The sequence below is a fragment of the Streptomyces pallidus (ex Mingjun et al. 2026) genome, from assembly GCF_051550185.1.
In the GTDB taxonomy this organism is placed as follows: domain Bacteria; phylum Actinomycetota; class Actinomycetes; order Streptomycetales; family Streptomycetaceae; genus Streptomyces.
This window is the reverse complement of sequence record NZ_CP196181.1, coordinates 4,229,665-4,249,913: the sequence shown is the minus strand read 5'-3', so window position 1 is coordinate 4,249,913 and position 20,249 is coordinate 4,229,665. Positions and strand designations below refer to the sequence as shown.

21 protein-coding genes are annotated in these 20,249 nt (G+C 71.1%); 11 read left to right on the top strand and 10 right to left on the bottom strand.

Features of this window, described 5'->3' with window-relative positions; translation table 11 throughout:
* Positions 1 to 134 precede the first annotated feature (134 nt).
* Together ACSHWO_RS18740 and ACSHWO_RS18735 are read left to right on the top strand one after the other, a co-directional pair.
* Positions 135 to 2,411 (top strand): RNA degradosome polyphosphate kinase, encoded by a 2,277-nt coding sequence (locus ACSHWO_RS18740; RefSeq protein WP_438313226.1) that lies wholly within the window; start codon positions 135 to 137, stop codon positions 2,409 to 2,411.
* On the top strand, positions 2,392 to 3,357 hold the full coding sequence (locus tag ACSHWO_RS18735; RefSeq protein WP_438313224.1) for a CHAD domain-containing protein: 966 nt from the start codon (positions 2,392 to 2,394) through the stop codon (positions 3,355 to 3,357). Before ACSHWO_RS18740 ends, ACSHWO_RS18735 begins: the two co-directional genes overlap by 20 nt.
* A gap of 478 nt (positions 3,358 to 3,835) precedes the next feature.
* Here the strand turns inward: ACSHWO_RS18735 and ACSHWO_RS18730 are convergent, their stop codons facing one another.
* On the bottom strand, positions 3,836 to 4,237 hold the full coding sequence (locus ACSHWO_RS18730) for a hypothetical protein (RefSeq protein ID WP_438313222.1): 402 nt from the start codon (positions 4,235 to 4,237) through the stop codon (positions 3,836 to 3,838).
* A gap of 511 nt (positions 4,238 to 4,748) precedes the next feature.
* Between ACSHWO_RS18730 and pstS the strand changes: the two genes are divergently transcribed.
* The 4 genes from pstS (at position 4,749) to pstB (ending at position 8,884) form a co-directional block, all read left to right on the top strand.
* Positions 4,749 to 5,885 (top strand): phosphate ABC transporter substrate-binding protein PstS, encoded by a 1,137-nt coding sequence (gene pstS, locus ACSHWO_RS18725; RefSeq protein ID WP_438313220.1) that lies wholly within the window; start codon positions 4,749 to 4,751, stop codon positions 5,883 to 5,885.
* Positions 5,886 to 6,009: 124 nt separating this feature from the next.
* Entirely contained in the window at positions 6,010 to 6,999 is a 990-nt protein-coding gene (pstC, locus tag ACSHWO_RS18720; RefSeq protein WP_438313218.1) for a phosphate ABC transporter permease subunit PstC, read from the top strand.
* Complete coding sequence (pstA, locus tag ACSHWO_RS18715) at positions 6,999 to 8,078, top strand: phosphate ABC transporter permease PstA (RefSeq protein ID WP_438313216.1); 1,080 nt, start codon at positions 6,999 to 7,001, stop codon at positions 8,076 to 8,078. The genes pstC and pstA overlap by 1 nt, the downstream gene beginning before the upstream one ends.
* Before the next feature lie 29 nt (positions 8,079 to 8,107).
* Entirely contained in the window at positions 8,108 to 8,884 is a 777-nt protein-coding gene (pstB, locus tag ACSHWO_RS18710; protein ID WP_385840633.1) for a phosphate ABC transporter ATP-binding protein PstB, read from the top strand.
* 153 nt (positions 8,885 to 9,037) lie between these two features.
* Here pstB and ACSHWO_RS18705 read toward each other — a convergent pair whose 3' ends face one another.
* Together ACSHWO_RS18705 and ACSHWO_RS18700 are read right to left on the bottom strand one after the other, a co-directional pair.
* Complete coding sequence (locus tag ACSHWO_RS18705) at positions 9,038 to 10,036, bottom strand: inorganic phosphate transporter (protein WP_385840628.1); 999 nt, start codon at positions 10,034 to 10,036, stop codon at positions 9,038 to 9,040.
* A gap of 5 nt (positions 10,037 to 10,041) precedes the next feature.
* The gene (locus ACSHWO_RS18700; protein ID WP_179177074.1) at positions 10,042 to 10,662 is read right to left on the bottom strand and encodes a DUF47 domain-containing protein; all 621 of its coding nucleotides are present in this window, start codon (positions 10,660 to 10,662) and stop codon (positions 10,042 to 10,044) included.
* Positions 10,663 to 10,856: 194 nt separating this feature from the next.
* On the opposite strand from ACSHWO_RS18700, the gene ACSHWO_RS18695 reads away from it, so the two are divergent.
* Positions 10,857 to 11,204, top strand: a complete 348-nt coding sequence (locus ACSHWO_RS18695; protein ID WP_385840623.1) for a metal-sensitive transcriptional regulator — start codon at positions 10,857 to 10,859, stop codon at positions 11,202 to 11,204.
* A 77-nt stretch (positions 11,205 to 11,281) separates the two neighbouring features.
* Here the strand turns inward: ACSHWO_RS18695 and ACSHWO_RS18690 are convergent, their stop codons facing one another.
* Complete coding sequence (locus tag ACSHWO_RS18690; protein WP_179177070.1) at positions 11,282 to 11,434, bottom strand: hypothetical protein; 153 nt, start codon at positions 11,432 to 11,434, stop codon at positions 11,282 to 11,284.
* A gap of 359 nt (positions 11,435 to 11,793) precedes the next feature.
* On the bottom strand, positions 11,794 to 12,630 hold the full coding sequence (locus ACSHWO_RS18685; RefSeq protein ID WP_438313213.1) for a hypothetical protein: 837 nt from the start codon (positions 12,628 to 12,630) through the stop codon (positions 11,794 to 11,796).
* Between the two features lie 122 nt (positions 12,631 to 12,752).
* On the opposite strand from ACSHWO_RS18685, the gene ACSHWO_RS18680 reads away from it, so the two are divergent.
* Positions 12,753 to 12,962: a hypothetical protein gene (locus ACSHWO_RS18680; RefSeq protein ID WP_361095142.1), complete on the top strand. Its 210-nt coding sequence runs from the start codon at positions 12,753 to 12,755 to the stop codon at positions 12,960 to 12,962.
* Between the two features lie 100 nt (positions 12,963 to 13,062).
* Positions 13,063 to 13,335 carry a hypothetical protein gene (locus ACSHWO_RS18675; RefSeq protein ID WP_361095089.1) on the top strand — a complete coding sequence of 91 codons (273 nt, stop codon included), beginning with the start codon at positions 13,063 to 13,065 and terminating at the stop codon, positions 13,333 to 13,335.
* 212 nt (positions 13,336 to 13,547) lie between these two features.
* On the opposite strand, the gene ACSHWO_RS18670 is transcribed toward ACSHWO_RS18675, so the two are convergent.
* From ACSHWO_RS18670 to ACSHWO_RS18655, 4 genes are all read right to left on the bottom strand, one after another.
* Positions 13,548 to 14,252 carry a phosphatase PAP2 family protein gene (locus ACSHWO_RS18670; protein ID WP_438313211.1) on the bottom strand — a complete coding sequence of 235 codons (705 nt, stop codon included), beginning with the start codon at positions 14,250 to 14,252 and terminating at the stop codon, positions 13,548 to 13,550.
* Positions 14,253 to 14,456: 204 nt separating this feature from the next.
* Positions 14,457 to 15,473: a C40 family peptidase gene (locus tag ACSHWO_RS18665; protein WP_385840608.1), complete on the bottom strand. Its 1,017-nt coding sequence runs from the start codon at positions 15,471 to 15,473 to the stop codon at positions 14,457 to 14,459.
* A 58-nt stretch (positions 15,474 to 15,531) separates the two neighbouring features.
* On the bottom strand, positions 15,532 to 17,244 hold the full coding sequence (locus tag ACSHWO_RS18660) for a serine/threonine-protein kinase (protein ID WP_438313209.1): 1,713 nt from the start codon (positions 17,242 to 17,244) through the stop codon (positions 15,532 to 15,534).
* Between the two features lie 47 nt (positions 17,245 to 17,291).
* A complete protein-coding gene (locus ACSHWO_RS18655) occupies positions 17,292 to 18,077 on the bottom strand; it encodes a thioesterase family protein (RefSeq protein ID WP_438313207.1) in 786 nt (261 codons plus the stop codon).
* Between the two features lie 119 nt (positions 18,078 to 18,196).
* On the opposite strand from ACSHWO_RS18655, the gene ACSHWO_RS18650 reads away from it, so the two are divergent.
* A complete protein-coding gene (locus tag ACSHWO_RS18650) occupies positions 18,197 to 19,042 on the top strand; it encodes a pentapeptide repeat-containing protein (RefSeq protein ID WP_385840595.1) in 846 nt (281 codons plus the stop codon).
* Between the two features lie 50 nt (positions 19,043 to 19,092).
* Here ACSHWO_RS18650 and ACSHWO_RS18645 read toward each other — a convergent pair whose 3' ends face one another.
* Positions 19,093 to 19,536, bottom strand: coding sequence for a YunG family protein (locus ACSHWO_RS18645; protein WP_438313205.1), 444 nt, complete (start codon positions 19,534 to 19,536; stop codon positions 19,093 to 19,095).
* A 366-nt stretch (positions 19,537 to 19,902) separates the two neighbouring features.
* On the opposite strand from ACSHWO_RS18645, the gene ACSHWO_RS18640 reads away from it, so the two are divergent.
* Positions 19,903 to 20,211 (top strand): hypothetical protein, encoded by a 309-nt coding sequence (locus tag ACSHWO_RS18640; protein WP_042818271.1) that lies wholly within the window; start codon positions 19,903 to 19,905, stop codon positions 20,209 to 20,211.
* Positions 20,212 to 20,249 lie beyond the last annotated feature (38 nt).

Below are 20,249 nucleotides of genomic sequence, written 5' to 3'. Positions count from 1 at the left end.
GAGCCTGGAAGCCACACGCCATTCACCAGCCCTTAAGACGCGCTTGCGACTCTCCGGGCATGCGACCCCGACTCCGGCTGACCGCGGCCCCGTCCGACGCGCCCGTCCTGCCGCGCGCGCGGAACAATGGAGTCATGAGCCACCAGCCCAGCGCAGGGCCCACCGAGGTCCCCGCCCAGCACCCGTCGTCCACGTCCGCCGCGGCCCCTGCCGGCTCGTCCGCCGCGCCGGCCCGACTCGGCTCCATCGCCGCGCACCGGCCGCACGCCAGCGGCCTCGAAGCCGGCCTCGCGCCCGAGATCGACACCGACATGGACTCCTACGACGACAAGGACGACGCGGAGCTCCCGCCCGAGCGCTTCCTGGACCGCGAGCGCAGCTGGCTGGCCTTCAACGAACGGGTCCTGGAGCTGGCCGAGGACCCCACCACCCCGCTCCTCGAACGCGCCAACTTCCTGGCGATCTTCGCGAGCAACCTCGACGAGTTCTTCATGGTCCGCGTCGCCGGCCTCAAGCGCCGCATCGCGACCGGCGTCGCCACCCGTTCGGCCTCCGGCCTCCAGCCCCGCGAGGTCCTCGACCTCATCTGGACCCGCTCGCGCGAACTCATGGCCCGGCACGCCGCCTGCTACCAGCACGACATCGCCCCCGCGCTCGCCGAGGAGGGCATCCACCTCATCCGCTGGCCCGACCTCACCGAGAAGGAGCAGGCCCGCCTCTTCACCCTGTTCCGCAACCAGATCTTCCCGGTGCTGACGCCGCTGGCCGTGGACCCCGCGCACCCGTTCCCGTACATCTCCGGCCTGTCCCTGAACCTGGCCGTCGTCGTGCGCAACCCCGTCAGCGGGCACCGCCACTTCGCCCGCGTCAAGGTGCCACCGCTGCTGTCGCGGTTCCTGGAGGCCTCCCCGCAGCGCTACGTCCCGCTGGAGGACGTGATCGCCGCACACCTGGAGGAGCTCTTCCCCGGCATGGAGGTCCTCGCGCACCACATGTTCCGGGTGACGCGCAACGAGGACCTGGAGGTCGAGGAGGACGACGCCGAGAACCTCCTCCAGGCCCTGGAGAAGGAGCTCATGCGGCGCCGCTTCGGCCCGCCGGTCCGCCTGGAGGTGGAGGAGTCCATCGACCCCGGCGTCCTCGACCTGCTGGTCCAGGAGCTGAAGATCTCCGCCGCCGAGGTCTACCCGCTGCCCGGCCCGCTGGACCTGACCGGCCTCTTCGGCATCGCCTCCCTGGACCGGCCCGAGCTGAAGTACCCCAAGTTCGTCGCCGGCACCCACCGCGACCTCGCCGAGGTCGAATCGGCCTCCGCGCCCGACATCTTCGCCGCGCTGCGCGAGCGCGACGTCCTGCTGCACCACCCGTACGACTCCTTCTCCACCTCCGTACAGGCGTTCCTGGAGCAGGCGGCCGCCGACCCGCACGTTCTCGCGATCAAGCAGACGCTGTACCGCACCTCCGGCGACTCCCCCATCGTCGACGCCCTCATCGACGCCGCCGAATCCGGCAAGCAGGTCCTCGTCCTCGTCGAGATCAAGGCCCGCTTCGACGAGCAGGCCAACATCAAGTGGGCCCGCAAGCTGGAGGAAGCCGGCTGCCACGTCGTCTACGGCCTCGTGGGGCTCAAGACGCACTGCAAGCTCTCCCTCGTCGTCCGCCAGGAGGGCGACACGCTGCGGCGCTACTCCCACGTCGGCACCGGCAACTACCACCCCAAGACCGCCCGCCTGTACGAGGACCTCGGCCTGCTCACCGCCGACCCGCAGGTCGGCGCGGACCTCTCCGACCTCTTCAACCGGCTGTCGGGCTACTCGCGCCGCGAGACCTACCGCCGCCTCCTCGTCGCGCCCCGCTCGCTGCGCGACGGCCTCGTCGCCCGCATCGACAAGGAGACCGCCCACCACCGGGCCGGCCGCCCCGCGTACGTGCGGCTGAAGATGAACTCCGTCGTCGACGAGGCCCTCATCGACGCCCTCTACCGGGCCTCCCGGGCCGGGGTCCCCGTCGACATCTGGGTCCGCGGCATCTGCGCCGTGCGCCCCGGGGTCCCCGGGCTCTCGGAGAACATCCGGGTCCGTTCCGTCCTCGGCCGCTTCCTGGAGCACTCCCGGGTCTTCGCCTTCGGCAACGGCGGCGAACCCGAGGTGTGGATCGGCAGCGCCGACATGATGCACCGCAACCTCGACCGCCGCATCGAGGCTCTGGTCCGGGTCACCGACCCGGCACACCGCGCGGCGCTGGACCGACTGCTGGAGACCGGCATGTCCGACTCCACCTCCTCCTGGCACCTGGGCCCGGACGGCGAATGGACCCGGCACAGCACCGACCACGAAGGCCAGCCGCTGCGGCACGTTCAGGAGATGCTCATAGACGCCCGGAGGCGCCGGCGTGGCTCTGCCAAACCATGACCTGACAGCGACCGCGAGCGGCGGGGGATCCGCGGGGGACGTGCTCGGCGCGTACCTGCGGGCCCAGGCCACCGCATTCCTGCGCGGCCTGAGGCTGCACGAGGAATGCGGGGCCGACGCCGCGGACGGCGCCGACGCGGCGCGCAGCCTGCGGGGGGCTGCGCGCCGGATCAGCGGATCCCTGGCGACCTTCCGCACGGTCACCGACTCGTCCTGGGCCGACGGACTGCGCGGCGAACTGGCCTGGCTGGCCTCGACGCTGGCCGACGAGCACGCGTACGCCGCCCGGCTGACCCGGCTGCTGGACGCGCTGCACCGGCTGTCCGGCTCGCCGGAGGTCCCCGCCCCGCGCGGCACCCCGGGCGCGCTGACCGTGGGCTCGGCGCGGGCCGCCGCCCTGCTGGAGCGGCGGCTCACCCTGGCCCGGACCCGGGCCCACTCCGCGACACTGCACGCGCTCGGGTCGTCCCGGTTCCACGCGGTGGCCGACGCGGTGGCCGTCCTGGCCTCCGAGGTTCCGCTGGACGTGATCGCCGCCCGGGGACGGGTCGAGCACGTCCTGGTCCCGCTGGCGGAGGTGACGCGGACCCGGCTCACCGCGGCCGTCGACGCACTGCCGTCCAGCGCGGAGGTCCACCCGTACCTGCCCGACCACGACGGCCTCTGGCACGAGGTGGGCCGCCTCCTGCGGATCCACCGCTACGCCCGGGAGGTCCTCGGCGAGGACGTGGCCCGGCTGGCCACGGCCGGCGAGGCCCTGGACCGGCACCTCGACGCCGCCGAGGCGGCCGCCGCGTCGGCCGCCGCCGCCCGCACCCCGCGCATCGCCCCGGCCACCGCGTACGCCCTCGGGGTGCTCCACGCCGCCCAGCGGCACGAGGTCGGGTCGGCCCGCCTCGCCTTCCACACCCACTGGCACCCGGTCGCCACGGCCGCGGCCTCCTGACCCAGGACCGGTCCGGGCCGGTCCCGCCGGCCCGGACCGGCCGCCGCCGACGACGACGCACCGCACCCCGCGACGAGGAATTCGCCGCGGGGTGCGGTGCCACTCATTTTCGGCCAAGCTGGTCTCGGTGCCCTGTCCGGACTCCGGTCACCCGCAGTGATCGCGACGCTGGACGTCGCCGCAGGGCCAAAGACCGTGCACGTGCTCCAATGACTTCGATGTCGCCGTGAGTCCCCTGGACACGAACCGGAGCCCGCCGTCGGCGCCGCTATCCCGCACGGCAGTCGGGAGCGGCCAGAACTGTGCGCCCGCAGGACGTATGGTTCCCGCCGGTCGCGGAGCAGCGGTAAAGGTCGCGTTGCAGATAGCGTCCGTCGGAATCCCGCCGAAAGACGGGCAGGTGTCGATCTCGCCGCAGGGTGGCGCGGCCGTTGGTTTTCCGGCCACGCCGAGGAGGGCGATCCGCGTGCAGGAACCCTTAGCCACACGCCCCGCGGAAACTCAGGTCACCGTATCCACCGCTTGCCGTATGCGTGATCGCCTTCACGTTGATGCATTTGCCAGGCGCCCTGACCGAGACCGGTCCGGCCATCTGAGAAAAATTGCCGGCATCCGTGAACACCGACCCTCCGTCGGCCCAGACGCTCACCTCAAGCCACGCCTTTTTACCGAACTCGCCCAACGCCGTCCGCCTGTTAACAACACAGTTCACGCCGGTCGCGGGATCGTAGTAAACGATCACATTACTAAGCTTGGTACCCGAGTTCCTCTCGAAGATGGAGTGTGCAATGACACTGTAACCCTCGCAACCGTACTGCGAAGCACTCGCAGCCGGCGCCAGCATGATTCCTCCTGCAATAATTGCAGAAAGTGCTGACATGACCGAAACAACGCGCTTAAGCAACAAGCAAACTCACCCCCTATTTGAACCAATCACAAGGACGGCCAGCCTCGTCGGAAGATTCCACGCCGTCAAGGCAATTAACGGCCATCACCAAACAGGCCACGCCCATGAGTTCCACTTGTTCACGCAAAGGGCGCCCACAGGGAGTCGGAAATTTGAACAGGCGCAGCCTGCATCAGCCGACAGCGGCCCGCCGGAGCGACCGGGTAGCACCCACGGCGCCCCAGGGATCAGATTCCGCATGCCGATCACCGGTTGGCCGCGGCGGCAGAGCGCCACGCCGTCTCGCACCCGGCCGTCCGTCGAGGTTCACCTTCCGTTCACCTTGCCCCGTCGATCGCTTCACCTGATCTGCCTAATTTCAGTGATGCGACGAGCGTGCCGCTGGCCAGATCCGGCGGTAGCCCGCGCATCCGACGTAGTCCTCTTCGCACGCCGCCCCGATTACCGAAAGCGGCCGGCGGCTTCTGGAAGGAACACCCGAAAAGTGAAGCTTCAGCGCAAGAACATGCTTCGTGCCTCCGCCCTCGGCGCGCTTGTCGTGTCCGGCGCCCTGGTCCTCACGGCGTGCGGCTCGGACGACAACACCAACACCGGCGGCAACGCCAGCGGCAAGCCGTCCGTCGCGGCGGGCGACATCAAGTGCGGCGACGCGAAGGGCAAGCTGCTCGCGTCCGGCTCCTCCGCGCAGAAGAACGCCGTGGACCTGTGGGTCAAGAACTACATGGCCGCCTGCCAGGGCGTCGAGGTCAACTACAAGTCCTCCTCCTCCGGTGAGGGCATCGTCGCCTTCAACCAGGGCACCGTCGGCTTCGCCGGCTCGGACTCCGCGCTGAAGCCCGAGCAGGCCGAGGAGTCGAAGAAGATCTGCACCGGCGGCCAGGGCATCAACCTGCCGATGGTCGGCGGCCCGATCGCCATCGGCTTCAACGTCGCCGGCGTCGACAAGCTCACGCTCGACGCCCCCACCCTCGCGAACATCTTCAACGACAAGATCAAGAAGTGGGACGACGAGGCGATCAAGAAGCTGAACCCGGGCGTCAACCTGCCGTCCACGGCGATCCAGGCCTTCCACCGCTCCGAGGACTCCGGCACCACCGAGAACCTCGGTAAGTACCTGAAGGCCGCCGCCCCCGACGCCTGGACCTACGAGGCCTCCAAGAAGTGGCCGGCCCCCGGCGGTCAGGGCGCGTCCAACTCTTCCGGTGTCGCCTCCCAGGTGAAGACCGTCGACGGCGCGATCGGCTACTTCGAGCTGTCCTACGCCAGCTCCCAGAACATCAAGACCGTCGACATCAACACCGGCGCCTCCGCCCCGGTCAAGGCCTCCGCCGACGCCGCCTCCAAGGCCATCGCGGCCGCCAAGGTCGCCGGCACCGGCTCCGACCTGGCCCTGAAGCTCGACTACGCGACCAAGGCCGAGGGCGCCTACCCGATCGTCCTGGTCACCTACGAGGTCGTCTGCGACAAGGGCAACAAGGCCGAGACCCTCCCGACCGTGAAGTCCTTCCTCGGCTACGCCGCCTCGGACGCCGGCCAGAAGGTCCTCTCCGAGAACGGCTACGCCCCGATCCCGGCCGAGATCAACACCAAGGTCCGCGAGGTCATCAACTCGCTCTCCTGAACCCCTGAGCCCCGGACCGCCGGGCAGGTCACCGACCTGCCCGGCGCCGGGGCCCCTCCCCCGCCCGGGGGAATCCGGTGCACCGCCGCCAGGGGGCTGGTCCCCCACCCAGACCGGAAAGATCATGGCTACCACCACACCCACCCAGATAGACACGCCTCCGCCTGTCTCCGCGAGCGGGAAGACCACCGGCCGCGCCGGTGACAAGATCTTCGCGGGGCTCTCCAAGGGCTCCGGCATTCTGCTCCTGGTGATTATGGCGTCCATCGCCGCCTTCCTCACCTACCGCGCCTCGATCGCGCTGTCGAAGAACGAGGGCAACTTCCTCACCACCTTCGACTGGAACGCGTCGGCGAACCCGCCCGTCTTCGGCATCGCGGTCCTGCTCTTCGGCACCGTCGTCAGCTCGATCATCGCGATGGCCATCGCGGTTCCGATCGCCGTCGGCATCGCCCTGTTCATCTCGCACTACGCGCCGCGCAAGCTGGCCGCCCCCCTCGCCTACGTGGTCGACCTGCTGGCCGCCGTGCCGTCGATCATCTACGGCATCTGGGGCGCCCTCTTCCTCGTCCCGCAGCTGGCCGGACTGAACCTCTGGCTGGACGAGTACATGGGCTGGACCTACGTCTTCGACAAGACCCAGGTCGGCGTCGCCCGCTCCCTCTTCACCGTCGGCATCCTGCTCGCAATCATGATCCTGCCGATCGTGACCAGCGTCAGCCGCGAGGTCTTCCTCCAGGTCCCGCGCATGAACGAGGAGGCCGCCCTGGCCCTCGGCGCGACCCGCTGGGAGGTCATCCGCATGGCGGTCCTGCCCTTCGGCCGCTCCGGAGTCATCTCCGCCTCCATGCTCGGCCTCGGCCGCGCCCTCGGCGAGACCATGGCCGTCGCCACCGTCCTCTCCCCGAGCTTCCTGATCTCCGGTCACATCCTGAACCCGGGCGGCGGCACGTTCGCCCAGAACATCGCCGCGAAGTTCGACGAGGCCAACGAGTTCGGCCGCGACGCGCTGATCGCCTCCGGCCTCGTCCTCTTCCTCCTCACCCTGCTGGTCAACGGCGCCGCTCGCATGATCATCGCGCGCCGCAAGGAGTACTCGGGGGCGAACGCCTGATGAGCCACGCAATACAGGACCGTCCCACCCGGGCCGACCGGTCCCCCGCCCGCGGCAGCCTCACCCGGGGCGGCCTGCCCCGCTGGTCCCCCGCCGGCATCGCAGTGCTCTCCGCCGTCCTCGGCTCCGGCATCGGCCTCGCCTTCGACCTCCACAGCAAGGTCCAGTGGGGTCTGATCGCCGCCCTGCTGTTCGTCGCCATCACGTACGGCGCCAGCGCCGTGGTCGAGAACCGTCGCCAGGCCAAGGACCGCGTTGCGACGTCCATGATCTGGGTCTGCTTCCTGCTCGCGGTCGTCCCGCTGCTGTCGCTGATCTGGACCACGATCAGCCGCGGCGTCAAGGCCCTCGACGGCAACTTCCTCAGCCACTCGATGAACGGCGTGACCAGCTTCGAGGCCGGCGGCGGCGTCTACCACGCCCTGCTCGGCACGATCGAGCAGATCGCCCTGGCCACCCTGATCGCCGCGCCGATCGGCCTGCTGACCGCCGTCTACCTGGTCGAGTACGGCAAGGGCCGGCTCGCCAAGGCCGTCACCTTCTTCGTCGACGTCATGACCGGCATCCCGTCCATCGTCGCGGGCCTGTTCATCCTGACGACCTGGAACCTGATGCTCGGCTTCGGCCCCTCCGGCTTCGCCGGCGCCATGGCCCTGTCGATCCTGATGATGCCCGTCGTGGTCCGCTCCACCGAGGAGATGCTCAAGCTCGTCCCGAACGAGCTGCGCGAGGCCGCCCTCGCCCTCGGTGTGCCGAAGTGGCGCGTGATCCTCAAGGTGGTCCTCCCCACCGCCATCGGCGGCATCGCCACCGGCCTGATGCTGGCCGTCGCCCGCATCGCCGGCGAGACCGCGCCGATCATGCTGCTGGTCTTCGGCTCCCAGCTGATCAACGGCAACCCCTTCGAAGGCGCCCAGTCCTCGCTCCCCCTCTACATCTGGGAGCAGTACAAGGTCGGCAGTGACGCCTCCTACGACCGGGCATGGGCCGCAGCGCTCGTCCTGATCGCCTTCGTCATGATCCTCAATCTGGTGGCCCGCGGCATCGCCCGCTGGAAGGCCCCGAAGACCGGTCGCTGACGCGACTGCATGAAAGCGAAGTGACCCTCATGGCCAAGCGAATCGACGTCAGCGGTCTGTCCGCCTTCTACGGCGCCCACAAGGCCATCGACGACATCTCGATGACCGTCGAGCCCCGCTCCGTGACCGCCTTCATCGGCCCGTCCGGCTGCGGCAAGTCCACCTTCCTGCGCACCCTCAACCGCATGCACGAGGTCACCCCCGGCGGCCGCGTCGAGGGCAAGGTGCTCCTGGACGACGAGAACCTGTACGGCCCCGGCGTGGACCCGGTCGCGGTCCGCCGCACGGTCGGCATGGTCTTCCAGCGCCCGAACCCCTTCCCCACCATGTCGATCTTCGACAACGTGGCGGCGGGCCTGCGCCTGAACGGCAAGCACAAGAAGTCGGAGCTCGGGAACATCGTCGAGCGCTCCCTCAAGGGCGCCAACCTGTGGAACGAGGTCAAGGACCGCCTGAACAAGCCGGGCTCCGGCCTCTCCGGCGGCCAGCAGCAGCGCCTGTGCATCGCCCGCGCCATCGCGGTCGAGCCCGAGGTCCTGCTGATGGACGAGCCCTGCTCGGCCCTCGACCCGATCTCCACCCTCGCGATCGAGGACCTGATCGGCGAGCTGAAGGAGCGCTTCACGATCGTCATCGTGACGCACAACATGCAGCAGGCCGCCCGCGTCTCGGACCGCACCGCGTTCTTCAACCTCGCGGCGGTCGGCCAGCCCGGCAAGCTCATCGAGATCGACGACACGGACCGCATCTTCTCCAACCCGTCCGTCCAGGCGACCGAGGACTACATCTCGGGCCGCTTCGGCTGATCCACAGACCGCGGCTCTGCCGCACTGACGTCCTGCGGTGCTGCATGGCGGTGCCACCGCAAGGCGAAGGGCCGGCTCCCCCTGGGTGGGGGGAGCCGGCCCGATCTCTTTCCCGCCGCGGCCGCGGGCCGGGGCCCGAAGGCCCCCGCACCGCTAACCGACGGCCAGGTTCACGACCCAGAAGCACGCCGCGGCGACACCCGCCGCGGCCGGCATGGTGATGAACCAGCCCATGATGATGTTCTTGGCGACGCCCCAGCGGACCGCGTTGACCCGCTTGGTCGCACCCACACCCATGATCGCCGAGGTGATCACGTGGGTGGTGGAGATCGGCGCGTGGTAGAGGTACGACGCCGTGTACATGATCGAAGCGCCCGTGGTCTCCGCGGCGAAGCCCTGCGGCGGGTCCAGCTCGATGATCTTGCGGCCGAGGGTGCGCATGATGCGCCAGCCGCCCGCGTACGTACCGAGCGACAGCATCACCGCACAGGCCACCTTCACCCACACCGGGATCGGGTCGCCGGGCTTCTCGATGTCGGCGATGACCAGCGCCATCACCACGACGCCCATGGTCTTCTGGGCGTCCTGCAGACCGTGGCCGAGGGCCATGCCGGCCGCCGAGACGGTCTGTGCGACGCGGAAGCCGCGCTTGGCCTTGTGCGGGTTGGACCGGCGGAACAGCCACATGATCACGACCATGACCAGGTAGCCGACGATCAGACCGACGATCGGGGACAGGAACATCGGGATGACGACCTTGTCCACGACGCCCGACCAGATGACCCCGATCCCGCCGGCCAGCGCCGCGCCCACCATGCCGCCGAACAGGGCGTGCGAGGAGGAGGACGGCAGGCCGAAGTACCAGGTGATCAGGTTCCAGACGATGGCCCCGACCAGCGCGGAGAACAGGATCCACATCCCGGTCTTGCCCGTGGGGGTCTCGATGAGCCCCTCGCTGACGGTCTTCGCCACGCCGCTGCCGAGGAAGGCACCGGCGAGGTTCATCACCGCGGCCATCGCGAGGGCGGCGCGCGGGGTCAGGGCCCGGGTCGAGACCGAGGTCGCGATCGCGTTCGCCGAGTCGTGGAAACCGTTGGTGTACGTGAAACCGAGCGCGACACCGATGGTCACGATCAGAGCGAAGGTGTCCACGGGGTTCAGGACTCCTTGACGGCGATGGTCTCCACCGTGTTCGCCACGTGCTCGAACGCGTCGGCGGCCTCTTCGAGGACGTCGACGATCTGCTTGAGCTTCAGCACCTCGATCGCGTCGTAGTTGCCGTTGAAGAGCTGGGCGAGCAGCTTGCGGTGGATCTGGTCGGCCTGGTTCTCGAGGCGGTTGACCTCGATCCAGTACTCGGTCAGGTTGTCCATCGTGCGCAGGTGCGGCATGGCCTCGGCCGTCAGGTCGGCCGCCCGCGCCAGGACCTCGATCTGCTGCTCGACGCCCTTGGGGAGCTCTTCGATGTTGTAGAGGACCACCAGGTCGACGGCCTCCTCCATGAAGTCCATGATGTCGTCGAGCGACGAGGCGAGGGCGTAGATGTCCTCACGGTCGAACGGCGTGATGAAGGAGGAGTTCAGCTGGTGGAAGATCGCGTGGGTGGCGTCGTCCCCCGCGTGCTCGGCCGCACGCATCCGCTCCGCGATCTCGGCCCGGGCGGAGGGGTCCGCTCCGAGCAGTTCCATCAGGAGCTTCGAGCCCGTGACGATGTTGTCCGCGGATGCGGCGAACATGTCGTAGAAGCTCGTCTCCCTGGGGGTCAGACGAAATCGCACGTGGGGTCCTCGGGGTGCATCGGATTCGGTCAGGCTGATGCTAGGCGTATACCCCGGCCACGGCTAACCGGCCATTCCACGGTGTCCTCCATCAGGCACAGTGGGCACCGGGGACCGCTGCCAGCTCGGGCGCGGCCCGCTACCCTATACCCAACGGGGGTATATCCCCCTCGTTCCGGACCACGGGAGGACCCATGACGGCCATCGAGGCGGAAGGCTCCGGAGCCGGCGTCGCCACCGGTACGGCCCCTGGCGCTGCGGTGCACGGGTATCACCACCGGAAGGACGAGCACCTCAAGCGGCTACGCCGGATCGAGGGGCAGATCCGGGGCCTGCAGCGGCTCGTCGACGAGGACGTGTACTGCATCGACATACTCACCCAGGTCTCGGCCAGCACGAAGGCCCTGCAGTCGTTCGCGCTCCAGCTCTTGGAGGAGCACCTGCGGCACTGCGTGGCCGACGCGGCCGTCAAGGGCGGGGCGGAGATCGACGCCAAGGTCGAGGAGGCGACGAAGGCGATCGCGCGGCTCCTGCGGACCTGACCGCGCGCGGCGCACCCGCGGGCACACACCGGCGTACGGGCCCCCGCAGGCGTACGGCGCGGGAGGAGGGGCGGCGGCTACCGGGCGAAGCCCATCAGGACCTCGTCGATCCGGTCCTGGCTGAGCCGCTCCTCGTCCGCCGCGGAGGCCGCGATGATCAGCTCGCCGCACAGTTCGATCTCGGCGAGCGCCACGTGGTCCTGCACCGTCGTACCGCCAGCCGGAGTCACGCGTGTCACCTCAATCTGCCGCCATCGGACGGGGGACGTGGATCTGCGGTCTCCCAGCGTAGGGAGGGCGGGGCGGTGTGCGCATGACACGGATGGACCATTTCCGGATACCCCGCCATGACCCGATCGCGCCGGGCCGGGACCGTCCTACCGGCTAGTCGGCGATCTTCCCGGCGTAAATGTCCCTGCTTGCGGGCAATACGACGGTCACCGGCGTCCCGAACGCGTAGAGCAGCGTGGTCGAGGAGACATCGATCACGCCATTGTTGACGTAGGTGAACCGGTGCCGGACCTTCCGCAGCCGCCCCTCCTCGTCGAGGCCATGACCCGATCGCGCCGGGCCGGGACCGTCCTACCGGCTAGTCGGCGATCTTCCCGGCGTAAATGTCCCTGCTTGCGGGCAATACGACGGTCACCGGCGTCCCGAACGCGTAGAGCAGCGTGGTCGAGGAGACATCGATCACGCCATTGTTGACGTAGGTGAACCGGTGCCGGACCTTCCGCAGCCGCCCCTCCTCGTCGAGGTAGGCGTCGAACGGCACGGTGTCCTTGCTGAACCCTTTCGCCGCGGCCTCCAGGGCTCCCCTGACCGCCGGGGAGGCGCTTTGCGCGGCCCGCCCGATGTCGGTGGTCCCCTGGTAGTGCCGCACCTTCTCCCCGGCCAGCTCGGTCTCGCCCACGTACCGGACGTCCTGCGCACCGCGCAGCAGCTCGGCCGCGGCCTGCGGGTCCGTCGCACCGCCGGTGACCAGGTTCCCGTCGGCGAGGGCGGTCGTGTCCACCCGGACCCACTTGTCGGCGGGCACGCCCGCGCCCCGGTTCTTCATGTACAGGGCGCCGGGCACGAGCAGCTCGGTGATGGGCCGGTGCTCCTCCTTGCCGGCGGCGTCGGCCGGGAGCATGACCAGGAGCTGGCCCATCCGGTTCCTGAAGTCGACGCCGCCCTCGCCTCGGATGGTGACCCGGGTGCCGCCGGTGGCCATCTCCATCGCCGTTCGGGCCCGCGCACTGCCCGCCCTGGCCAGGGCGTCCGCGGCCGCGCGGACCGCGGCCGCCGGGTCGCCGGGGGGCCGGTCGTCGCCCGCGGAGGCCGGGCCGCCGCAGCCGCTCACCGCGGCGAGGGTCGCGGCCATGCCGGCGGCGAGCGCCACCCCGCCCGCCCGCCCGCGCCGCCAACCGTGCTGATGCACCACCATCGCCTGCCAACCCCCAACGCATGACCGCTGTTCGACCGAGGCCCCCACCCGTTCCGGATAACGAGGTCCGCGGTTTCCCGTCACGGCCCGGGAAGGGCTCCGGTCCCCGGTACCGTTGTGGCGTGGACCTGCATTCCGAGGCGTCACCCCTGGCCCTGCCCGACGGCGTCGAGCTGCCCCGCCCGGCGGAGGTGCTCCCCGCCGGGCATTCCACCGACACCGTCGAGCGCGGCTCGTTCTGCCTGGCCGTGTGCAGCTGCGGCTGGACGGGACCCGCCCGCCGCTCCCGGGACCTGGCCCGCAAGGACGCCGCTCGGCACTCCGCGGGGTAGTCCGGCGGGACCGGGGCCGCCGGCCGGCACCCGGGCCCCGGGTCGCCCGTTCGGACGCTCCCGGCTGGCCGGCCCGCCTGCGTGCGGATCCGCTGGAGGCATGCCAGGACCCGCACCCCGCCTCGCAGCCCTCCTCTGGGCCCTGCTCCTCGCGCTCACTCCCGCCGCCGCGGCCTACGCCCGGCCGGCGGCCTCGGCCCGGCCGCTGGGCAACGACCGGCCGACGGGCACCGCGGACGGGCCCGCCGACGTGGCCCTGGCCGTCGGGCTGACCGGCGCCGCCGCCTTCGCCACCGGCCTGTGGCTGCGCTCCCGCCACCGCCGTGACGGGGTGTCCGACGCCGGCGGGCGGTCCGACGGGGGCGACCCGTGACGCCGCGGTCCCGGCCGACGGCGGTGCTGGTGTGCTTCGGGGTGGCGGCCCTGTGCCTGCTGGCGGCGGTCCTGATCGCCGTACGGGACGCGTACGGGCAGTCCTAGGCTTCCGGGAGCGGCGGTCCCGCGCGGGGCACGCCCCTTGGCCGGTCCCCTCGCCGGTCCCTTCGCCCGCCTCCGCCCGTGCCGCCGCCCGTGCCGCCCGTGTCGTCAGGCGGCGAGGTCCTTGTCCCGCGTGCCGGCGCCCGCCGCCTCCGCGAGGTCCACCGGGCAGGGCCGGGCGCGGTGTCCGGCCCGGACCAGCCGGCCCAGCCGCGGGGAGCGGGCCACCGCCCGTACCACCGGGGTCAGCAGTGCCATCGCGAGCGGGGCGAGGACGAGGACGACGGCGGTGCCGAGGGCGTAGCCGCCGATGACGTCGGTCGGGTAGTGGACGCCCATGTACACGCGGCAGAGACCGTCGGCGAGGGCCAGGCCGATCCCGACGAGGCCGAACTTGCGGCGGGCGAGGAACAGGCCGATGCCCAGCGCCATGGTGAGGGTGGCGTGGTCGCTGACGAAGGAGTAGCCGTGCAGGCCCAGCCCGGGGTCGATCACCTGGAGACCGCTGTGCTCGTCGAAGGGGCGGGGACGGGCGACCAGCCGGCGCAGCGGGACGTTCGCCATCAGGGCGAGGGCGGCCGCGAGGGGAGCCCACACCAGAGCGGCGAACGACTCCGCGGCCGAGGTCTCGTCCTGCCGGCGCGCGCCGCGCCAGCACCACAGCACGAGGAGCACCAGGGTCAGGGGGATGCCGTAGTCGCCGACGAGTGCGACCGCCCGGTCGACGCCCGCCGGGGCATGCCGGGCCAGCGCATTGACGTCGTACAGCAGGCCGACGTCCACGTTCGACCCACCGGTTGCGAGTGCAGCCATGACGATGCGGCACCTTGCCCTTGCTCGGTTCCCTTCGGGCGCACCCGTGTGTGCGCCCCGCGAACCCCCCCTTGTGACCCTTCCCCGTGTCCATGGAACGCACGTTCTGTCAGCGCGGTTCCACTCTCCACCGAATGATCACGTCAACGTTATCCAAGAGTGATTCGTCGCCGCAGCCCAGGGCCATGACCTGACTGGAAGTCATCATGGCGCCGTGGCCTCGACGGTGCGGTCCGGCAGGGCCTCGGCGCCGTCCTTGGTGACGCGGGTCGCACCGAAGTAGTCGGGCGTGTCGATCTTGTCGAAGCGGATCACCGCGCCGGTGTACGGGGCGTTGATCATGTAACCGCCGCCCACGTACAGCCCGACGTGCCGGATCTCCCGCGAGTTCGTCAGATCGTCGGAGAAGAACACCAGATCGCCCGGGAGCAACTCGTTGCGCGCGGGATGCGATCCGGCGTTGTACTGGTCGTTCGCGACGCGCGGCAGCGTGATCCCCACCGACTCGTACGCCGCCTTGGTCAGCCCCGAGCAGTCGAACCGCCCGTCCTGGTCGGGAGTTCCGTTGCCGCCCCACAGGTACGGCGTGCCCAACTGCTTCTGCGCGAAGTAGATGGCCGCGGCCGCCTGCTGGGAGGGGGCCACCCTGCCGACCGGCTTCTCGAAGCTCTTCGCGAGGGTGGTGATGGCCTTCACGTACCCCTGCGTCTCGCGGTACGGGGGCACGCCCTGGTGCTGGAGCACCGCGCCCGGACCCGCGTTGTAGGCCGCGAGCATGTTGGCGACGGGGTCGCCGGGGACGCCCTTCACGTCCTTGGCGAGCGTGCAGTCGTACGAAGCCGCCGACGGGATGGCGTCGTTGGGGTCCCAGATGTCCCGGTCGCCGTCACCGTCCCCGTCGATGCCGTGCGTCGCCCACGTGCCCGGGATGAACTGGGCGATGCCGCGGGCGTCGGCCGGACTCACGATCGTGGGGTTCCAGCCGCTCTCCGAGTACAACTGCGCCGCCAGGACGGCCGGAGAAAGGGTGGGACACAGCACCCCCCACTTCTGCACCAGCGCCTGGTACTTCGCCGGCACCGCCCCCTTGGTCAGGCCCAGCGCACGGCCGCCGCCGCCCGCGATGCCCGCGGCCGCCGAGTACGTGCCGACCACGAGGAGGGCGAGAAAGCACAGGCACACCCCGAAGCCGATCCCGCCGATCACCCAGAATCTGCGCACCCGTCAACCCTCCCCCATCGAGCAGACTTTCACAGGGATTCACCAGTACGTGTCGGAATCATCCCTTTTGCGGACCGGAATCGAAGCCGTCGCACACCACGCTCTTGTGTTGGTTATCCGAGACCGCGTGGCGGAACACCACCGTCCACCCACCCGGATCCTGTGCCAGCGGCGGCGCCGGCACCCGCTTGCCGTCCCCCTCCATCGAGAAGTCGTCCGGGTAGAGCGCGTACTTCCACTGCGTCTCGTCCCCCTCGTACAGGTCCCGCGCCTTCGCCACGAAGCCCAGCTGGCGGTTGTCGGTCACCGCGGTCGACCGGCCGCCCGGGTCGACCTCGTGCTGCGGCTTCACCACGACCGCCACGTAGTACGGCGGCGCGTCCGCGAGGGGGAACTTCAGCCGGAAGCCGATCCGGACCTGCCCCGGCTTCAGTTCCTTCAGGTAGTCGCTCTCGGCCGTCGTCACCGAGGTCTGGAAGTTCCCCAGCCCGGGCTCCTCCCCGACCGGGTTGTGGCACTGCTTCAGGATCGGGTTGTAGTCGTCCAGGTTCGGGGCCGTCTGCTTGATGAACGTGGGCGGCCCGGCCGGCGACTGCGCCGCCGCCGACGGGGCGGCGGATCCCTGGCCGGCCGGAGCCTGACCAGCGGGCGCCTGCCCGGAGGGGCCCTGCGCCGACGGGCCTGCGGCCTTGCCGTCCCGGCCGTCGCCACCACCACCGCCACCGCCCAGCGGCGTCAGCTGCCACAGCGCCGCACCGCCCACCACCGCCAGCGCGGCCCCCGCCGCCACCCAGCCGGCCGCCCGCCGCCCGCCGCGGCCCGGGGGCGGCTCGGGTACGGCGGTCCCCGCCGGAGCGGTCGGCACGTACCCGTACGGCACCGCCCCGGGCCCCTGCGTCCGCATCTCGTGCAGCGGCACCGCCTCGCCCAGCGCCCCCAGCCCCACGTACACCGGATCGTCGACCAGCGCGTCGCGCACCGCGCACCGCTCCACGACCTCCGACAGCTCCGGCCGGGCCGCCGGGTCCTTCGCCACGCAGGCCTCGATCAGGGCCGCCAGCCCCGGCTCCACCCCGGCCACGTCCACCGGCTCGTGCACCGCCCGGTAGCTCACGGTCGTCGCCACGCCCGTACCGAACGGCGGCCGCCCCGTCGCCGCGAACGCCAGCGACGCCCCCAGCGCGAACACGTCGGCCGCCGGCCCCGCCTCCGCGCCCAGCAGCACCTCCGGCGCCGTGTACCCCGGCGTGCCCGGAGCCTGGCCCTCCTGGGTCAGCGCCGTCTCCCCGACGCCCCGCGCGATCCCGAAGTCGATCAGCTGCGGCCCCTGCGCGCCCAGGATCACGTTCTGCGGCTTGAAGTCCCGGTGCGTCACCCCGTACGCGTGGACGCTCGCCAGCCCCTCCGCCAGCGCCGCGAACAGCCGGCGGCAGGTGTCCGCGGGCAGCGCGCCCCGCTGCGCCACCGCACGGGCCAGCGTCGGCCCGGCCACGTACTCCGTCGCCAGCCAGAAGGGGGCCGCCGCCAGCGAGGCGTCGATCAGGTTCGCCGTGTACGCCGACCGCACCGCCCGCACCGTCTCGGCCTCGCGCCGGAACCGCGCCAGCGCCTCCGGATGCCCGACGATCTCGTCCCGGATCACCTTCACGGCCACCAGACGACCACCGGGCGAACGCGCCAGGTACACCTGTCCCATACCGCCCGCGCCGAGCCGGGCCAGCAGCGCGTGTGCCCCGATACAGGCGGGGTCGACGTCTCTCAGGGGCTCCATTGGCACGAGACTGCCACACCGACTTCCCCGCCGCGCACGGGGGTTGACTAGGGCCGCGGCGCGACGAACAGGCTCTGCGCGCCCCGCCCCACGGGCCCCTTCTCGTCGTGCAGAACGGCGTCCGCGAGCCCGATCCCGGCCGGGTCCACACTGGTGCGGGCCTGGACCGCCACCCACTCGCCGACCGCGTGGCGGTGCAGGTGCACCGTCAGGTCGCTGTTGACGAACAGGTACCGCTCGAAGTCCACGGCGGCGCTGATCCCGTTGCCGGAGTCCGCGGCGACGAGGATACGGTCCAGCGGCCGCGTCCCCTCTCCGGCGATCAGCGGCACCCGCATCCGCATCCAACAGGTGCCCGGCCCGAGCTCGGTGAACGCGCCGTCGGTGAACCGCATCTCCATCGCCGTGTGGTAGCCGCGCTCCCACGACACCGCGAAGAACGGCGTCCGCGCCACCTCCCCGGGCGGCGGCAGTTGCGGCCCCGGCAGCACCGCCGGCACCACCCCGTCGGCCACCCGCACCCGCAGCGCCCGCGCCAGCACCACCGGCGCCGTCGACCCCACCGGGTACAGCGCGGCCTCGACCACCTCGGTGCTGCGGCCGCTCCGCAGCTCCTTCAGGACGACCTGCACCGGCCCGATCGGCACCGGCCGCAGGATCTCGTACGTGATCCTCGCGATCCGCATGTCCGCCCGGGCGCCGGCCCGCTCCTCGATCACGCGGGCCATCAGGGCGGCCGGCGGACCGGCGTGCTGGGCGCCCGGGTCCCAGGGGCCGCGGGTGTCCTCGGTGGCCAGGAACCGCTGCTCGTCGATCCGCTCGTAGAACGCCATACCCCCGGACGCTACCCGCGGGTAACCGCGGCCGCCAGGCCCCGGCGCCCGGAACCAGGCCGACGCGGGTCCCGGACCGCGCCGCGACCGCCCGACCCGGGACGGGGGACAATGGGACCGTGTCCGACCGCGCCACCACCCCCGCCAGCCCTGCCGGCCCCGCCGCCACCCCCGACCTGCACGCCGACTGCGCCAACTGCTTCGCGCTGTGCTGCGTCGCCCTGCCCTTCGCCAAGTCCAGCGACTTCGCCGTGAACAAGGCCGCCGGGACGCCCTGCAAGAACCTCCGGCAGGACTTCCGCTGCGGCATCCACACGCAGCTGCGCAGCAAGGGCTTCCAGGGCTGCACCACCTTCGACTGCTTCGGCGCGGGACAGCAGGTCTCCCAGGTCACCTTCGGCGGCCGCGACTGGCGCACCCACCCCGGCACCGCGGGCCGCATGTTCGACGTCTTCCCCGTCATGCGGCAGCTCCACGAGCTGCTCTTCTACGTCACCGAGGCACTCGCCCGCCCCGCCGCCCGCCCCGTCCACCGCGCACTCCGCCAGGTCCTCGACGAAACCTCCGGGTGGGCCGCCGCCGACGCCGAGGCCCTGACCGGCCTGGACGTCGGCGCCCTGCGCCAGCGGATCAACACCCTGCTGCTGGAGACCAGCGAACTCGTCCGCGCCAAGGCCCCCGCCCGCAAGAAGAACCACCGCGGCGCCGACCTGATGGGAGCCCGCCTGGCCGGAGCCGACCTGCGCGGCGCCAACCTGCGCGGGGCCTACCTGATCGCCGCCGACCTCAGCCGGGCCGACCTCCGGCTCGCCGACCTGATCGGCGCCGACTTCCGCGACACCGACCTGCGCGGCGCCGACCTGCGCGACGCCCTCTTCCTCACCCAGGCCCAGCTGAACGCAGCCCGCGGCGACGCCCACACCCAGATCCCGGACGGCCTCACCCGCCCCGCCCACTGGTCCTGACCCGGCAGCCCCAAAGGCCCACAGCCCCCACGCCCCGGCCGCCGGCCCGCTCACCCCGCGGCCGGCGGCTCCAGCGGCCCGAGCCGGTCCTCGACCCGCTTCCGCAGCAGCAGGTACTCCTCCCAGCGCCTCGGCAGCCGCCCCTGCGGCCGCGGCCCCATCAGCCGCCCCTCGGTCACCACCTGCCCCCGCCGGAACTGCTCCCTCGTCAGGTCCACGGGTATCCCACCGGGCAGCAGGTTCCAGGTGTGGTAGCCGTGCTGCTCGCCGTCAAGCCACACCTCCCCGACCAGCAGCCCGCCGCCCATCAGGTCCTGGATCACCAGCGAGGTGATGTCGCAGTGGCCCCATGCCGGGTTGTCGGCGCTCCAGGGCTCCCGCTCGACGTCGTCGGGGGAACAGGTCTCCGCGGACCAGCCGGCCCGGACGGCCGCCTCGATGTCCGCCAGCGCCCAAGGGGCGACACGGTCGATGCCGCTCTGAGTAGTCGTCACCGTTCCAGCCTGCCCGCCACCACTGACAACCGTCCGGCCCGAGCCGTCCCGACCCGATGGAACGACTGACGGAACGTCGGACAAACATCGACAGTTCGGACCAACCGCCGTACGTCGCCGCGCATATGACGACGGCGTTCATTGCCCGGGGTCACCCTCCGTGATACACAGAGTGACCCCACGACCTTCCGGGAACCCGCCGCCCCCGCCCAGGTCAGAGCGCCCGAGCGGTCCGACTTCCGGGACATCGGGCAAAGAGAGGCGTCAAGTCGACATACGACGGCGGTTTCATCAGGGAAGATAGTGCGTGACCCCTGCCGTCGGGCACGGGCTACCGGAACTACCCGTACAGGGGCGGTGAGTTACATGATCCTGGCAGCTGAAAAGGGCGACATCACCACCATCATCGGCGGAATCGCCCCGAACTGGGGACCGTTCGGCAGCCTCGGCAATGAAGCGAAGGTCATGATCGAAGTGATCATGGCCGTCGCGATCCTGCTCTGCCTGGGCATCGCCATCTGGGGCGCGGCCAAGCAGCGGATCGGCGCCACCGCCCTCCGCGACACGTTCAGCGCCGAACAGGGCAAGGGACTGATCGTCGCCGGACTCACCGGAGTCTTCATCATCGGCTCCCTCGGCACGCTGTTCACGATCGTCTACGGAATGGCCGTATAACCGGGTCCGCCCGCCGGAACCCGTACCCGAGGACGATC

Bases quoted from the DNA above. Each gene is read 5' to 3' on its own strand.
- ACSHWO_RS18730 (WP_438313222.1), bottom strand. From the start codon at position 4,237: ATGTCAGCACTTTCTGCAATTATTGCAGGAGGAATCATGCTGGCGCCG.
- pstA (WP_438313216.1), top strand. From the start codon at position 6,999: ATGAGCCACGCAATACAGGACCGTCCCACCCGGGCCGACCGGTCCCCC.
- pstB (WP_385840633.1), top strand. From the start codon at position 8,108: ATGGCCAAGCGAATCGACGTCAGCGGTCTGTCCGCCTTCTACGGCGCC.
- ACSHWO_RS18640 (WP_042818271.1), top strand. From the start codon at position 19,903: ATGATCCTGGCAGCTGAAAAGGGCGACATCACCACCATCATCGGCGGA.
- ACSHWO_RS18685 (WP_438313213.1), bottom strand. From the start codon at position 12,630: ATGGTGGTGCATCAGCACGGTTGGCGGCGCGGGCGGGCGGGCGGGGTG.
- ACSHWO_RS18695 (WP_385840623.1), top strand. From the start codon at position 10,857: ATGACGGCCATCGAGGCGGAAGGCTCCGGAGCCGGCGTCGCCACCGGT.
- ACSHWO_RS18660 (WP_438313209.1), bottom strand. From the start codon at position 17,244: ATGGAGCCCCTGAGAGACGTCGACCCCGCCTGTATCGGGGCACACGCG.
- ACSHWO_RS18670 (WP_438313211.1), bottom strand. From the start codon at position 14,252: ATGGCTGCACTCGCAACCGGTGGGTCGAACGTGGACGTCGGCCTGCTG.
- ACSHWO_RS18675 (WP_361095089.1), top strand. From the start codon at position 13,063: ATGCCAGGACCCGCACCCCGCCTCGCAGCCCTCCTCTGGGCCCTGCTC.
- ACSHWO_RS18740 (WP_438313226.1), top strand. From the start codon at position 135: ATGAGCCACCAGCCCAGCGCAGGGCCCACCGAGGTCCCCGCCCAGCAC.
- pstC (WP_438313218.1), top strand. From the start codon at position 6,010: ATGGCTACCACCACACCCACCCAGATAGACACGCCTCCGCCTGTCTCC.
- ACSHWO_RS18655 (WP_438313207.1), bottom strand. From the start codon at position 18,077: ATGGCGTTCTACGAGCGGATCGACGAGCAGCGGTTCCTGGCCACCGAG.